The sequence below is a fragment of the Pseudomonas fluorescens genome (genome assembly GCF_902497995.1).
Lineage (GTDB): Bacteria > Pseudomonadota > Gammaproteobacteria > Pseudomonadales > Pseudomonadaceae > Aquipseudomonas > Aquipseudomonas fluorescens_BK.
In genome coordinates this window covers 98,519-112,690 of sequence record NZ_CABVII010000012.1, presented here as the reverse complement: position 1 = coordinate 112,690, position 14,172 = coordinate 98,519, and the positions used below count along the sequence as shown (strand labels likewise).

Below are 14,172 nucleotides of genomic sequence, written 5' to 3'. Positions count from 1 at the left end.
CGGTGCAGGATTGCCGCCTCAGGTGCAACATCAAACCAATGTGGGAGCGGGCTTGCTCGCGAAGGCGTCAGTACAGTCAACATCAATATTGACTGTACTGACGCCTTCGCGAGCAAGCCCGCTCCCACAGGGGATTTTTGTTGTGTTCAGATCACCCGTTCACCCGTGGTTCCCGAGGCATGCCCAGCGCCCGCTCGGCAATGACGTTGCGCTGGATTTCGTTGCTGCCGCCGTAGATGGTGTCGGAGCGGGTGAACAGGAACAGTGACTGCAGGCGGCTGAGCTGGTAGGGCGCGGCGTCGAGGATTTCTCCGGCGTCGCCCAGCACGTCCATGGCCAGTTTGCCCAGGTCGCTGTGCCAGGTGGACCAGGCCAGCTTGTAGATCATCGCTTCGCGCCCCAGGTTGCCGTCTTGCGGGCCCGAGAGCATGCGCAGGGAGTTGTAGCGCAACACCTTGAGCCCGGCCCAGGCCTGGGCGATGCGCTGGCGCAGCAATGGGTCGCGTGCGGCGCCGTTGGCGCGGGCGATGCGGATGATTTCATCGAGTTCGTTGTGGAACTGCATCTGCTGGCCCAGCGTGGACACGCCACGCTCGAAACCCAGCAGCGCCATGGCAATCTTCCAGCCGTCGCCCGGTTGGCCGATCAGGTTGTCGGCATGGGTAAGGGTCTGGTCGAAGAACACCTCGTTGAACTCACTGGTGCCGGTCAGTTGCTGGATCGGTTGCACGCGGATGGTGTCCTGGGCCATCGGCACCAGCAGGAACGACAAACCGTGATGCCCTTGGCTGCCCGGCTCGGTGCGCGCCAGCACGAAACACCAGTCGGCCTCGTGGGCCAGGGAGGTCCAGACCTTCTGCCCGCTGATCAGCCAATGCTCACCCGTGGCATCCAGTTTCGCCCGGGTCTGGACGTTGGCCAGGTCCGAACCTGCGCCCGGTTCCGAGTAGCCCTGGCACCAGAACTGGCTTCCATCGAGGATGCCGGGCAACAGGCGCTGCTGCTGGGCCGGGGTACCAAAGGCGGCGAGTGTCGGGCCGACCAGGCCTTCGCCGATGTGGCCCATGCGCCCGGGGCCACCGGCGCGGGCATATTCCTCATGGAAGATGACCTGCTGGCTGATGGACAGTCCCCGTCCGCCGTGTTCTTTGGCCCAGCCGACGCCGATCCAGGCACCTGCGGCCAGCGTGCGCTCCCAGGCTTTGCGCTCTTCAGGAAAGCTGTGCTCATCCCCCGGTCCGCCGCGAAAGCGCAAGGGCGCAAATTCGCCGCTCAGGTGCTCGGTCATCCATTGGGCGATGTCTTCGCGGAACACTTCGTCTGCACGACTGAAACCGATTTTCATGGTTGTTCTCCCAATAGATGTGCGGCCAGGCGCTCGCGGTGCAATGCCGGGCTGCCCAATAGCTGCTCGCCGGCGCGGGCACGTTTGAAGTACAGGTGTGGATCGTATTCCCAGGTGAAACCGACGCCGCCATGCAGTTGGATCGACTCGGCGGCGCAGTGGAAAAACGCCTCGCTGGCATGGATCTTCGCGGTGGCGGCGGCCTGTTCAAGCTCCTGGACCACCGCGCAATCGCCGTTCGGGTCCAGGCGTTCCTGGGCGACGCAGGCGGCGTAGTAGGCCGCTGATCGGGCGCATTCGACTTGCAGCATCATGTCGGCGCAGCGGTGCTTGATCGCCTGGAAACTGGCAATGGTGCGTTTGAACTGGCGGCGTTCGGCAATGTACGCCAGGGTCAGGTCCAGGGCCTGTTGCGCGCCGCCAGTCTGCTCGGCGGCAAGGCCAATGGCCGCGATCAACAGGGTGTCACGCAGCACCGCCCAGCCGTGCTCGGGGCCACACAGTCGTTGCGCCTCGCTGACCGGCACCTGACGCAGTTCAATGCGTGCCAGGCGACGGGTCTGGTCCAGCGTTGCCAGGGGGTTGCGCATCACGCCCGGCGTATTGCCCGGCAAGACGAACAGGCTGATGCCTTGTTCGCCCTCGGAACCGGGGGCACGGGCGGCGACGATCAGCAGGTCGGCCGAGGCACCGTCGATGACTTGGGCGTACTCGCCGTCAAGCGTCCAGCCTCCCGGGCGCGGTTCGGCCACGGTTTGCACACTGCAAGCCTCCAGCCCGGCCACACTGGCGAAGGCAAGTGTGGCGCGGGTTTCACCGGCGGCAATCGCCCCCAGCCAGTGTTCCTGCACGGCCTCGTTGTGCCCCAGCAACAGGGCCGGGGTGGCCAGGCATGCCGTGGCGAACAGCGGTGAACCGAGCAGGTAGCGACCGCTTTGTTCCAGCAGGATCGCCAGTTCGACAAACCCCAGGCCCATGCCGCCAAAGCGCTCGGGCACCATCAGCGCCGGCCAGTACAGTTCCTGGCCGATCCGCTGCCAGACCTCGGGGTCATGCGCGTCCGGGTGGTTCATGGCGGCGCGCACGGCATGCGAGTCGCTGGCCTGGGCGAGAAAGCGCTCGGCGCTGTCGCGAATCATCAGGTGTTCTTCGGTAAAAGCGAACTCCATGGGGGCTGTCTCTGTAAAGCGGATGGATGCGCCAGTCTGGAGCTGTGGGGGCGGTGTTCGAATCATTAAAACGGACTAGGGAGATCGCGTCTTCGTTCTTCGCCTGTAGGAGCCAGGCTTGCCGGCGAACCAAGCGCCGCGGTGTATCTGTTGCACCGCGTTACCGTTCTTCGCCTGTAGGAGCCAGGCTTGCCGGCGAACCAAGCGCTGCGGTGTACCTGTTGCACCGCGTTACCGTTCTTCGCGGGCAAGCCTCGCTCCTACAGGCGAACCAAGCGCTGCGGTGTACCTGTTGCACCGCGTTATCGTTCTTCGCGGGCAAGCCTCGCTCCTACAGGCGAACCAAGCGCCGCGGTGTACCTGTTGCACCGCGTTATCGTTCTTCGCGGGCAAGCCTCGCTCCTACAGGCGAACCGGGCGCCGCGGTGTCTCTGTCATACCGCGTCATCGTTCTTCGCCTGTAGGAGCCAGGCTTGCCGGCGAACCAGCGCTGCGGTGTACCTGTTGCACCGCGTTATCGTTCTTCGCGGGCAAGCCTCGCTCCTACAGGCGAACCGGGCGCCGCGGTGTCTCTGTCATACCGCGTCATCGTTCTTCGCCTGTAGGAGCCAGGCTTGCCGGCGAACCAAGCGCTGCGGTGTAGCTGTTGCACCGCGTCATCGTTCTTCGCCGGCAAGCCTGGCTCCTACAAAGAGCCACACCGTGCTTAGTCTCAACGGACGATGAAGGGGCGGGCGGCGCTTTGCACAATGCTCGCCACGAAGCCCATCCAGCCAACGAGGACCCAGGCATGATCGACATTCGCGGTTTGAGCTATTTCGTCTCGCAGATCGAAAACCTCAGCCATTGGCAGCGTTACGCCGAAGACGTGCTGGGCATGCAAGTGCACCCGGCGCCGGGCGGTGGCTTGTACGTGAAAATGGACGAACGCCCGTTTCGCATGCTGATCGTCGAAGGCAGCGAGGCGCGTTACCTGGCCTCCGGCTGGGAGCTGGCCAACGAGACGGCGTTCAAGGCCGCCCTTGAGCACCTGAGCGCTGCCGGTATCGAATGGCAGCCGGGCACTGCCGCCGAGATCGACCAGCGCGGCGTGCAGGCGCTGGTCAAGCTTACCGACCCGTCGGGCAACTGCCATGAACTGAGCTGGGGCCATCGCTCCGATTGCCTGCCGTTTGTTTCGCCTCAGGGTGTGCCGCGTTTCATCACCGGCGACATGGGCCTGGGCCACACCGTGCTGCCGGCGCCGAACTTCGACGCCACCCTGGCATTCGCCAAGGACGTGCTGGGCTTCGAGCTGTCGGACATTTTCAACTTCCGTCCCGACCCGTCGGTGGCGCCGATCCGCATTCACTTCCTGCATTGCCAGAACGCTCGTCACCACAGCCTGGCACTGGCCGAGTACCCGGTGCCGTCAGGTTGCGTGCACGTGATGGTCGAGGTGGATTCGATGACTGAAGTGGGGCGTGGCCATGACCGTCTGCTGGCCCATGACGTGAGCCTCTCGGCGACCCTCGGCCAGCACCTCAACGACCGCATGACCAGCTTCTACATGAAGACGCCGTCCGGTTTCGATATCGAATACGGCTTTGGCGGGCTGCAAGTCGACTGGGCCGAGCATTCGGCGTTCGAGTTCACCCGCGTGAGCATTTGGGGGCACGACTTTTCGGTCGGCCAACGCTAAGGAAATTGTCATGATGAACAAACAACTGACAGCGGCCGATGCGGTCGCTCAATTACGCGATGGCATGACCATCGGTTTCGGCGGCTGGGGCCCGCGGCGCAAGCCGATGGCCATCGTGCGCGAGATCCTCCGTTCACCGGTCAAGGACCTGACCGTGGTCGCCTACGGCGGTCCGGAAGTGGGCATGCTGTGCGCCGCCGGCAAGGTCAAGAAGCTGGTGTTCGGCTTCGCCACCCTCGATGCCATTCCGCTGGAACCCTACTACCGCAAGGCTCGCGAAGCGGGCGAACTGGAATTGATGGAACTGGACGAAGGCATGTTCCAGTGGGGCCTGCGCGCCGCCGGCATGCGCCTGCCGTTCCTGCCGACCCGTTGCGGCCTGGCCACCGATGTGACGCGCCTGAACCCGGAACTCAAGACCATCCAGTCGCCCTATGCCGATGGCGAGGTGCTGCTGGCGATGCCGGCGCTCAACCTCGACGTTGCGTTCCTGCACGTCAACGTCGCCGACCGCCTGGGCAACTGCCTGGTGACCGGGCCGGACCCGTATTTCGATCACCTGTTCGCCCGTGCCGCCGACCAGTGCTTTGTCTCGTGTGAACGCCTGGAAGATCGTCTGGAGCTGAGCGCCGACATGGCCCGTTTCAACACCTTCGAGCGTTACCTGGTGAAAGGCGTGGTGCATGCGCCCCTCGGCGCGCACCCGACGCTCTGCGCCCCCGACTACGGCTGGGACATGAAGCACCTCAAGGGCTATGTCGCCAGCAGCCAGGCGGAAAACGGCTGGCAGGACTATGTGCAGACCTACATCGCCGGTGGCGAGCAGGCCTATCAGGCACAGAACGGCGGTGCCGACTCCATGGGCGCCTTGCCCCTTCCCGTGTTCTGAGGATTAGCGACTATGTCTGCAACCTGTGATTTTACCCTCGCTGAACTGATGATCGTCGCCGCCTCCGAAGCCTGGCGCGGCAATGGTGAAGTGATTGCCTCGGGCCTTGGCGTGATCCCGCGCCTGGGTGCCAGCCTGGCCAAACTGACCCACAGCCCTGAACTGTTGATGACCGACAGCGAAGCGTTCCTGGTCGAAGAGCCGATCCCGCTAGGCCCGCGTGGCGACTACGTGCCGCGTTACTCCGGCTACATGTCGTTCGAGCGGGTGTTCGAATGCGTGTGGGGCGGACGCCGCCACGCGATGATCGGGCCGACCCAGATCGACCGTTGGGGCCAGACCAACCTGTCTTGCGTCGGCGATTATCAAAAGCCCAGGACTGCGATTCTTGGCGTGCGCGGCCTGCCGGGCAACAGTATCAACCACCTCAACTCGTTCTTCGTGCCCAGCCATAACAACCGGGTGTTCGTCAGCGGCGAAGTGGACATGGTCTCCGGTGTCGGCTTCAAGGCCGAACGCTGGCCCGAAGGTGCGCGCCGCGACTTGATGGACATCCATTGCGTGGTCAGCGACCTGTGCGTCCTCGATTTCAATGGCCCGGAGCGTGCGGTGCAGGTGCGCTCGTTGCACCCCGGGGTGAGTTTCGAACAGGTCCAGGACAACACCGGCTTCCCGTTGCTCAAGTCGGCGCAGTTGCACGAGACCGTGCACCCAACCCAAGAGCAGTTGGCCCTGATCCGACGACTCGATCCCCACGATTACCGCGCCACAGCGATCAAGGGCAACCCGCCCGGCATTCGTACGGCCTGAGGCGAGGACAGTGAACATGCACAGCAGCGAGAGTGAATTCGTCGTCCGCGAGGACAAAGCCGTCTACGAAACAGACACACCGGTGCTGTACAGCGTGGCCGAGGGTATTGCCACGTTGACGCTGAACCGGCCGACCTTCAACAACGCGCAAAACTCGCAGATGACCTACGCCCTGGACGCCGCCTTTCGCCAGGCGGTGAACGACGACAACGTCAAGGTCATCGTCCTGCGGGGCAACGGCAAGCATTTTTCGGCAGGCCACGATATCGGCACGCCGGGACGTGATATCGACAAGCCGTTCGAGCGTGCGCACCTGTGGTGGGACCACACCAACAAGCCCGGGGGCGAGCAACTCTATGCCCGCGAGCAGGAGGTCTATCTGGGCATGTGCCGGCGCTGGCGCGAGCTGCCCAAACCGACCATCGCCATGGTCCAGGGTGCGTGCATTGCGGGTGGGCTGATGCTGGCCTGGGTCTGCGATCTGATCGTCGCCAGCGACGACGCGTTCTTCCAGGATCCGGTGGTGCGCATGGGCATTCCGGGGGTGGAGTATTTTGCCCACCCCTATGAAATGAACCCGCGTATCGCCAAGGAATTTCTATTCACCGGTGACCGCATGAGCGCCACCCGTGCCTGGCAAGTGGGCATGGTCAACCGCATGGTGCCCCGCGAGGAGCTGGAGCAGGCCACCTATGCCCTGGCCGCCGGCATCGCCCGCCAGCCGCGCATGGGCCTGGCCCTGACCAAACAGGCGATCAACCACGTCGAGGACCTGCAAGGCAAGCGCACGGCGATGGATGCGGTGTTCGCCTGGCACCATTTCGCCCATGCCCATAACGAGTTGTTGTCCGGCGACAAACTGGGCGGCTTCGACGCCAAGGGCATGGCCCGGGCCAACAAGCAGGCAGAGGACAAGAGCCAATGAACCGCTGGCTGGAGACGCCACTGACCGAGGCCCTCGGTTGCCGCTACCCGATTGTGCAAACCGCCATGGGGTGGGTGGCCGACGCCAACCTGGTGATCGCCACTACCCAGGCCGGGGGCTTCGGTTTCCTGGCCGGGGCGACCATCGCGGCCGATGAGCTGGAAGGCGAAATCCGCAAGGTGATCGACGCCACCGGTGGCAGCAACTTCGGGCTCAACTTCCATATGTTCCAGGACAACGCCGCGCAGTGCGTTGACCTGGCGATCCAGTACCGCCTGCGTGCCGTGAGCTACGGACGCGGCCCGGACAAACAGACCATCGCACGTTTCAAGGCGGCCAAGGTGCTGTGCATTCCCACCGTGGGCGCACTCAAGCATGCGTTGAAGGCTGTGGAACTGGGCGCCGACCTGATCACCATTCAGGGCGGCGAGGGCGGCGGCCATACCGGCGGCGTGCCCAGCTCGATCCTGCTGCCCCAGGTGCTGGCGGCGGTGAAGGTACCGGTGATTGCGGCCGGCGGATTCGCCACCGGCCGTGGCCTGGCCTCGGTGCTGGCCGCCGGTGGCGCCGGCATCGCCATGGGCACGCGGTTCCTGATGACCCGCGAATCGCCGACCCCGGTCGCGACGCTGGAGCGCTACCTGAAGGTCAACGATCCGCAGCAGGTGCGCGTGACCACGGCGGTGGATGGCATGCGCCACCGCATGATCGAAAACCGTTTTGTCAATCATCTGGAGAAGGCCGGTCCGCTTGGCCGCCTGCGCATCGCCCTGGGCAGCGCCTGGCAGTGGAAGCAGCAGACCGGCATGAGCCTGGGGCACATGGCTTCAGTCTTTATCCGTGCGTTGCGTGAAGACCCGTCGCAGCTGTCGCAAGTGGTGATGGCCGCCAACCAGCCGGTGCTGTTGCAGCGCTCGATGGTCGATGGCGCCCCGGACGAGGGCATTCTGCCCAGCGGCCAGGTCGCGGCGGCCATCGGCGAGTTGCTCAGTTGTCGTGAAGTCATCGAAGGCATCGCCAGCGAGGCCCAGCAATGCCTGGACGCACTCCTGGCCCGTAGCCAGACCCTCCCCTCGAACCGTCCCGCCAGTATTGGAGAACCCCTGTGAACCAGGCATTTACGACACAACTCAACCAGGGGATCGCTGAACTGGTGATCGCCAAACCACCGGTCAACGCCCTCGACAGCCAGGAATGGCAAGCCCTGGCGCGGCAGATCGAAGCCCTTGGGGCCAACCCCGACGTGCGGGTGATCGTGATCCGCGCCGAAGGCCGGGGCTTTTGCGCCGGCGTCGACATCAAGGAGCTGGACAAGTATCCAGAGCGGATCGTCGAGGTCAACGCCGGTAACTACGCCACTTTCAAGGCGGTGCACCGTAACCCGGTGCCGGTGATTGTCGCGGTCCATGGTTTTGTCCTGGGCGGCGGCATCGGCATTACCGGGGCGGCGGACATCGTCGTCGCCTCCGACTGCGCGACCTTCGCGTTGCCGGAAGTCGACCGTGGCGCCATGGGTGGCGGTGCGCACTTGCAGCGTCTGTTCCCGGTACAAAAAGTCCGTTACCTGTTCTTTACCGGCGACAGCATTAGTGCTCCCGAAGCCCTGCAATACGGCTTTATCGAGCGCATCGTCAGCAAGGACCAACTGCGCGAAACCGCCCTGGGTATCGCGGCGAAAATCGCCGAGAAGAGCCCGGGCATGATCCGCATCGCAAAAGAAGCGTTGAACGGAATCGAAGACGGCAACCTGGAAGACAAATACCGCTGGGAGCAGGGCTTCACCATGCAGGCCTACAGCAGCCCGGACTCCGCGGAAACGCGCCGGGCCTTCGTCGAAAAACGCGACGCCAAGTTCTGAGAGAACGCCATGGACCTGACTTATACACCCAAGCAAAACGCCTTCCGCGCCGAAATACGGGCCTGGCTGGCGGCCAACCTTCCACGTGAGCCGCTGGCCAGCTATGACACCCGCGAAGGCTTTGAACAGCACCGCGCCTGGGAAGCGAAGCTGTTCGACAGCCGCTGGTCGATGGTGATGTGGCCCGCCGAACTGGGCGGTCGTGGTTGCGATTTGATCGAGTGGCTGATCTTCGAAGAAGAGTACTACGGTGCCGGGGCGCCGATGCGCGTCAACCAGAACGGCCAGCTGTTGCTGGGGCCGACACTGATGGAATTCGGCACCTCGGAACAGAAACAGCGCTTCCTGCCGCGCATGGCCGCCAGCCTGGACATGTGGGCACAAGGCTGGTCGGAACCGAATGCCGGTTCGGACATGGCGGCGATCACCAGCAAGGCCACGCTCGACGGCGATCATTACGTGATCAACGGCCAGAAAACCTGGTCGACCCGAGCGACCTTCGCCGACTGGCTGTTTGGCCTGTTCCGCAGCGAACCGGGCTCCTCGCGCCACCACGGCTTGTCGTTCGTGATGGTGCCGCTGAATGCGCCGGGAGTGAGCATCCGTCCGATCAAGGCACTCAATGGCAAGGACGCCTTTGCCGAAGTGTTTTTCGACGACGTCCGTGTGCCGGTGGCCAACCGCATCGGTGCCGAAGGGCAGGGCTGGCATGTGGCAATGGCCACCGCCGGTTTTGAACGCGGGTTGCTGCTGCGCTCGCCGGCGCGTTTCCAGTACACCGCGCGCAAGTTGGTGCAACTGTACAAGGCCAACCGCGACAGCGCCGACCGCGATCCGGGCCTGCGTGACGCGGTGCTGGAAACCTGGATGGGCGCCGAAGCCTATGCCCTGTCGGCCTACCACACGGTCGGGCGTCTCAGCCGGGGCGAGCAGATCGGTGCCGAGTCGAGCATCAACAAGATCATCTGGTCGGAGCTGGACCTGAAGATGCACGAAACCGCCATGCGCATTCTCGGTGCCCGCGCCGAGCTGCTGCCTGCTGTCGATGCCGATGCAGCTGGCTGGCTGGAGGGTTTCCTGTTCGCCCAGTCCGGGCCGATCTACGCCGGGACCAACGAAATCCAGCGCAACATCATTGCCGAGCGGATGCTCGGCTTGCCGAAATAAGGAACGGGCCATGGACTTCACTTTTACCGATGACCAGCTGACGTTTCGCGAAGCCATCAGTCGTTTCCTGATGACTGAAGCCGCCCCGGAGATGCTCCGGGAAATCTGGGAGACCGATGTCGGTCGCTCACCGGACCTGCGTCACAAGATCGCCGCTCAGGGCCTGACCGCCTTGTCGGTCCCCGAAGCCGAGGGTGGCCTGGGCATGGACGATGTGGCCTGGGCGCTGATGACCCAGGAACTGGGGTACTACGCAATTCCCGATTCCCTGGCTGACACCGCGTATGTCGCCACCGGCTTGCTCGCCAGCCTGGCGACCGATCACCCGGCACGCAGCAGCCTGCTGCCACGCATCGCCGAAGGCACCTTGCGCCTTGCCATCAGCCATCCCGTCAACCCGCTGGTCAGCGATGCGCAACTGGCAGAGGTGTTGATCCTCATCGATGGCGACGACATTCATGTGGTGCCGCGTTCGCAGGTGGATGTGCAGCAACAACTGAGCATCGATGCGTCGCGGCGCCTGGGTCGGGTGACCTGGAACCCGACACCGGCCACCTGCGTGGCCAGCGGCGTTCTGGGCCGTGCCCTGCAGACTCGACTGCTCGACCGTGGCGCTTTGTCGGTGGCCGGGCAACTGCTCGGGCTGGCGCAACGCATGCTCGATTTGTCGGTGGACTACGTCGCGCAGCGCAAGCAGTTCGGCAAGCCCATTGGCAGCTTCCAGGCAGTCAAGCATCACCTGGCCGATGTCGCCCGCCAGATCGAACAGGCCAAACCGGTGCTGTACCGCGCTGCCCACGGCCTGGCCCAAGGTGACAGCAACGCCAGCGTATGGGTTTCCCAGGCCCGCCTGGCCTGCTGCGAGGCCAGCTGGATCGCCGCACGCAAGGGCATTCAGGTGCATGGCGCGATGGGTTACACCTGGGAAGTCGATCTGCAGATGTTCATGAAACGTGCCTGGGCGCTCGATGCGTCCTGGGGTGATCGCGGCTTTCATAAAACCCGTGTCAGCGACTACCTGTTCGCCGACGGTGCCCGCCTGGGCCCGGGCCATACTTTCGAGGAGTGAGTCATGCCAGAGGCCTATATTGTTGATGCACTGCGCAGCCCGACCGGCAAGCGCAAAGGCGCCTTGAGCGAGGTCCACGCCATTGACCTGGGCGCCCAGGTGCTCAAGGCATTGGTGGAGCGCAACGCCATTCCGGGCGAAGACTATGACGACGTGATTTTCGGTTGCGTCGACACCATCGGCTCCCAGGCCGGTGATATCGCCCGTACCAGTTGGCTCGCCGCCGGGTTGCCACTGAATGTGCCCGGTACCACGATCGATCGCCAGTGCGGGTCGTCGCAACAGGCGCTGCATTTCGCGGCGCAGGCGGTGATGAGTGGCACCCAGGATGTGATCGCCGTGGGCGGGGTGCAAACCATGACCCGGATTCCGATTTCCTCGGCCATGCTCGCCGGGCAACCGCTGGGTTTTACCGATCCGTTTTCCGGTAGCGAAGGCTGGCGCGCACGTTTCGGTAATCAACCGGTCAACCAGTTCTACGCCGCCCAGCGCATCGCCGATCATTGGGGCATCACCCGTGAACAGATGGAGGCGTTTGCCCTGCAAAGCCATAGCCGCGCCCTGGCCGCCATCGAGAGCGGGCGTTTCGCTCGGGAAATCGTTGCGTGCAACGGCCTGCGTGCGGATGAAACGCCGCGCCTGACCAGCCTGGCAAAAATGGCCGAGCTGCTGCCGGTGGACCCGCAATTCCCCTCGATCACCGCAGCCGTTTCGAGCCAGACCTGCGATGCTTCGGCGGCGTTGCTGGTGGTGTCGGAGGCGGCGCTCAAGCGCTACGACCTGACGCCACGGGCGCGCATCCATCACCTCACGGTGCTGGGCGATGATCCGATCTGGCACCTGACTGCCCCAATCGCCGCGACACGCCGAGCCCTGGAAAAAACCGGCCTGCGCATGAGCGATATCGACCGGGTAGAGATCAACGAAGCCTTTGCCTCGGTGGTCATGGCCTGGACCAGGGAACTGGACTACGACCCGGCGCGCACCAACGTCAACGGTGGCGCCATTGCCCTGGGTCACCCGCTCGGCGCCACGGGAGCCCGGCTGATGACCACGCTGTTGAACGAGCTGGAATGCAGCGGTGGCCGTTATGGCCTGCAAACCATGTGCGAAGGCGGCGGCCAGGCCAACGTCACGATCATCGAACGCCTCTAGGTTTTTCCCATCCGTACCGCCGTCCGTCGGGCGTGCGGTCACGCAGTGATAAGGAGTCAAGCATGGCTATTTGTTCAGGCCGCACCGTGATCATCACCGGGGCCGGCGGCGGGCTCGGTCGCGCCTATGCGCTGGCGTTCGCGGCAGCGGGCGCCAACGTGGTGATCAACGATATTCGCGCCGACGCGGCGCAAGATGTAGCGGGCGAGATCCGCGCCAACGGTGGCCAGGCCATCGCCAACAGTGACGACATCACCACCCTGGCCACCGCCGGGCGCATCGTCGAAGCCGCAGTGGCGGCGTTCGGTGAGGTGCACGTGCTGGTCAACAATGCCGGGGTCTTGCGCGACCGCATGTTCATCAGCCTCAGTGAAGAGGACTGGGACATGGTCATGCGCGTTCACCTCAAGGGCCATTATTGCCTGGCGAACCTGTTGGGGCGGCGTTGGCGCGATCTGGCCAAGGCCGGTACTCCGGTCGACGCACGCATCATCAACACCAGTTCCGGCGCGGGCCTGCAAGGCTCGGTGGGGCAGTCCAACTATTCGGCGGCCAAGGGCGGGATTGCCGCGCTGACCCTGGTGCAAGCGGCAGAGCTGGCGCGCTACGGCATCACCGCCAACGCTTTGGCCCCGGCGGCGCGCACCTCGATGACCGAAAGCGCCATGCCCGATGTGGTGAAGAAGCCCGAGGACGGCAGTTTCGACGCCTGGGCGCCGGAAAACGTTACGCCGTTGGTGGTGTGGTTGGGCAGCGCCGAATCGGCCCACGTCAGCGGCCAGATTTTCGAAAGCCAGGGCGGCCGTATTTCCCTTGGAGACGGCTGGCGCACCGGGGTCACCCGCGACAAAGGTGCGCTTTGGCAGGTCGAGGAAATCGGCGCCGCCATCGATGCGATCCTCGCCGAAGCCCCTGCTGCGCAACAGGTCTGGGGCAGCTGAAAGGCCTGCCTGCTATACCGCGTCATCGTTCTTCGCCTGTAGGAGCCAGGCTTGCCGGCGAACCAGGCGCCGCGGTGTATCTGTTGCACCGCGTTATCGTTCTTCGCGGGCAAGCCTCGCTCCTACAGGCGAACCAGGCGCCGCGGTGTATCTGCTGTACCGCGTCATCGTTCTTCGCCTGTAGGAGCCAGGCTTGCCGGCGAACCAGGCGCCGCGGTGTATCTGTTGCACCGCGTTATCGTTCTTCGCGGGCAAGCCTCGCTCCTACAGGAATCGGGTGCTGCGGGGCCTTTCTACCCTATTTTGACGATGCGGCCGCGCAGCGCCCTCCGTACAACTACAGCGTATTGATTTCTTCGGAGGTAAACGCTGTGAAACAAGCTCCCCCTTATGTCCCGGGCCATCAATTACTGGCTGGAAAATCCGTGCTGATTACCGCCGCCGCAGGTGCCGGTATCGGTTACTCGGCCGCCCGGCGCAGCGCCGAGGAGGGCTGCCGGGCACTGATGATTTCCGACGTGCACCCGCGCCGCCTCGAAGAAGCCGTGGAGCGTCTCAAGGCCGAAACCGGCCTGCAGGCCATTTACGGCCAGCTGTGCAATGTCACCATCGAAGACGAAGTCCAGGCCTTGGTGGCGAGCGCGGAAGAGTTGCTGGGCGGTGTCGATGTGTTGATCAACAACGCCGGCCTCGGTGGCCAGAAACTCGTGGTCGAGATGAGCGACGAAGAATGGCAGCGAGTGCTGGATGTGACCCTGACCGGCACGTTCCGCATGACCCGCGCGATGCTGCCACACATGCAGCGCCGTGGCGCCGGGGCCATCGTCAATAATGCCTCGGTCCTCGGTTGGCGCGCTCAGAAGGAGCAGGCGCATTATGCCGCGGCCAAGGCCGGGGTAATGGCCTTGACACGTTGCAGCGCGCTCGAAGCGGCCGAGTATGGCGTGCGCATCAACGCGGTTTCACCCTCGATTGCCCTGCATGATTTTCTCAAGAAGGCCTCCAGTGAAGAGCTGCTCGCCAGCCTCGCCGGGCGCGAGGCATTCGGCCGTGCCGCCGAAGTCTGGGAAGTCGCCAACGTGATGATGTTCCTGGCCAGCGACTACGCCTCCTACATGGTTGGCGAAGTGCTGTCCGTCAGTTCCCAACAAGCCTGAGGAGTG

Annotated in this window: 13 protein-coding genes; 11 read left to right on the top strand and 2 right to left on the bottom strand. The window is 64.2% G+C overall.

What is annotated here, in order from left to right; translation table 11 throughout:
* Positions 1–151 precede the first annotated feature (151 nt).
* Positions 152–1,345, bottom strand: a complete 1,194-nt coding sequence (locus F8N80_RS15905) for an acyl-CoA dehydrogenase family protein (RefSeq protein WP_150744788.1) — start codon at positions 1,343–1,345, stop codon at positions 152–154.
* The gene (locus F8N80_RS15900; protein ID WP_150784247.1) at positions 1,342–2,514 is read right to left on the bottom strand and encodes an acyl-CoA dehydrogenase family protein; all 1,173 of its coding nucleotides are present in this window, start codon (positions 2,512–2,514) and stop codon (positions 1,342–1,344) included. Before F8N80_RS15900 ends, F8N80_RS15905 begins: the two co-directional genes overlap by 4 nt.
* Positions 2,515–3,304: 790 nt before the next feature.
* Here F8N80_RS15900 and F8N80_RS15885 point away from each other — a divergent pair.
* The 11 genes from F8N80_RS15885 to F8N80_RS15825 all read left to right on the top strand — a co-directional run bounded on the left by F8N80_RS15885 (position 3,305) and on the right by F8N80_RS15825 (position 14,166).
* Complete coding sequence (locus F8N80_RS15885; RefSeq protein ID WP_150784246.1) at positions 3,305–4,195, top strand: VOC family protein; 891 nt, start codon at positions 3,305–3,307, stop codon at positions 4,193–4,195.
* A 13-nt stretch (positions 4,196–4,208) separates the two neighbouring features.
* On the top strand, positions 4,209–5,084 hold the full coding sequence (locus tag F8N80_RS15880; protein WP_150744849.1) for a CoA transferase subunit A: 876 nt from the start codon (positions 4,209–4,211) through the stop codon (positions 5,082–5,084).
* A 12-nt stretch (positions 5,085–5,096) separates the two neighbouring features.
* Positions 5,097–5,894 (top strand): CoA-transferase subunit beta, encoded by a 798-nt coding sequence (locus F8N80_RS15875; RefSeq protein WP_150784245.1) that lies wholly within the window; start codon positions 5,097–5,099, stop codon positions 5,892–5,894.
* A 16-nt stretch (positions 5,895–5,910) separates the two neighbouring features.
* On the top strand, positions 5,911–6,819 hold the full coding sequence (locus tag F8N80_RS15870) for an enoyl-CoA hydratase (protein WP_150744792.1): 909 nt from the start codon (positions 5,911–5,913) through the stop codon (positions 6,817–6,819).
* On the top strand, positions 6,816–7,928 hold the full coding sequence (locus tag F8N80_RS15865; protein WP_150784244.1) for an NAD(P)H-dependent flavin oxidoreductase: 1,113 nt from the start codon (positions 6,816–6,818) through the stop codon (positions 7,926–7,928). Before F8N80_RS15870 ends, F8N80_RS15865 begins: the two co-directional genes overlap by 4 nt.
* A complete protein-coding gene (locus F8N80_RS15860; protein ID WP_150744794.1) occupies positions 7,925–8,677 on the top strand; it encodes an enoyl-CoA hydratase family protein in 753 nt (250 codons plus the stop codon). The genes F8N80_RS15865 and F8N80_RS15860 overlap by 4 nt, the downstream gene beginning before the upstream one ends.
* A 9-nt stretch (positions 8,678–8,686) precedes the next feature.
* A complete protein-coding gene (locus F8N80_RS15855; RefSeq protein WP_150784243.1) occupies positions 8,687–9,844 on the top strand; it encodes an acyl-CoA dehydrogenase family protein in 1,158 nt (385 codons plus the stop codon).
* Between the two features lie 10 nt (positions 9,845–9,854).
* Positions 9,855–10,913, top strand: coding sequence for an acyl-CoA dehydrogenase family protein (locus F8N80_RS15850; RefSeq protein ID WP_150744796.1), 1,059 nt, complete (start codon positions 9,855–9,857; stop codon positions 10,911–10,913).
* A gap of 3 nt (positions 10,914–10,916) precedes the next feature.
* Entirely contained in the window at positions 10,917–12,068 is a 1,152-nt protein-coding gene (locus tag F8N80_RS15845) for an acetyl-CoA C-acetyltransferase (RefSeq protein WP_150784242.1), read from the top strand.
* Positions 12,069–12,130: 62 nt separating this feature from the next.
* Positions 12,131–13,009: an SDR family oxidoreductase gene (locus F8N80_RS15840; protein WP_150784241.1), complete on the top strand. Its 879-nt coding sequence runs from the start codon at positions 12,131–12,133 to the stop codon at positions 13,007–13,009.
* A 371-nt stretch (positions 13,010–13,380) separates the two neighbouring features.
* Complete coding sequence (locus F8N80_RS15825; protein ID WP_150744799.1) at positions 13,381–14,166, top strand: SDR family oxidoreductase; 786 nt, start codon at positions 13,381–13,383, stop codon at positions 14,164–14,166.
* Positions 14,167–14,172: the final 6 nt, after the last annotated feature.

Excerpts from the sequence above, each read along its gene's own strand:
- F8N80_RS15905 (WP_150744788.1), bottom strand. The coding sequence starts at position 1,345 with ATGAAAATCGGTTTCAGTCGTGCAGACGAAGTGTTCCGCGAAGACATC.
- F8N80_RS15900 (WP_150784247.1), bottom strand. The coding sequence starts at position 2,514 with ATGGAGTTCGCTTTTACCGAAGAACACCTGATGATTCGCGACAGCGCC.
- F8N80_RS15885 (WP_150784246.1), top strand. The coding sequence starts at position 3,305 with ATGATCGACATTCGCGGTTTGAGCTATTTCGTCTCGCAGATCGAAAAC.
- F8N80_RS15880 (WP_150744849.1), top strand. The coding sequence starts at position 4,209 with ATGAACAAACAACTGACAGCGGCCGATGCGGTCGCTCAATTACGCGAT.
- F8N80_RS15875 (WP_150784245.1), top strand. The coding sequence starts at position 5,097 with ATGTCTGCAACCTGTGATTTTACCCTCGCTGAACTGATGATCGTCGCC.
- F8N80_RS15870 (WP_150744792.1), top strand. The coding sequence starts at position 5,911 with ATGCACAGCAGCGAGAGTGAATTCGTCGTCCGCGAGGACAAAGCCGTC.
- F8N80_RS15865 (WP_150784244.1), top strand. The coding sequence starts at position 6,816 with ATGAACCGCTGGCTGGAGACGCCACTGACCGAGGCCCTCGGTTGCCGC.
- F8N80_RS15855 (WP_150784243.1), top strand. The coding sequence starts at position 8,687 with ATGGACCTGACTTATACACCCAAGCAAAACGCCTTCCGCGCCGAAATA.
- F8N80_RS15850 (WP_150744796.1), top strand. The coding sequence starts at position 9,855 with ATGGACTTCACTTTTACCGATGACCAGCTGACGTTTCGCGAAGCCATC.
- F8N80_RS15845 (WP_150784242.1), top strand. The coding sequence starts at position 10,917 with ATGCCAGAGGCCTATATTGTTGATGCACTGCGCAGCCCGACCGGCAAG.
- F8N80_RS15840 (WP_150784241.1), top strand. The coding sequence starts at position 12,131 with ATGGCTATTTGTTCAGGCCGCACCGTGATCATCACCGGGGCCGGCGGC.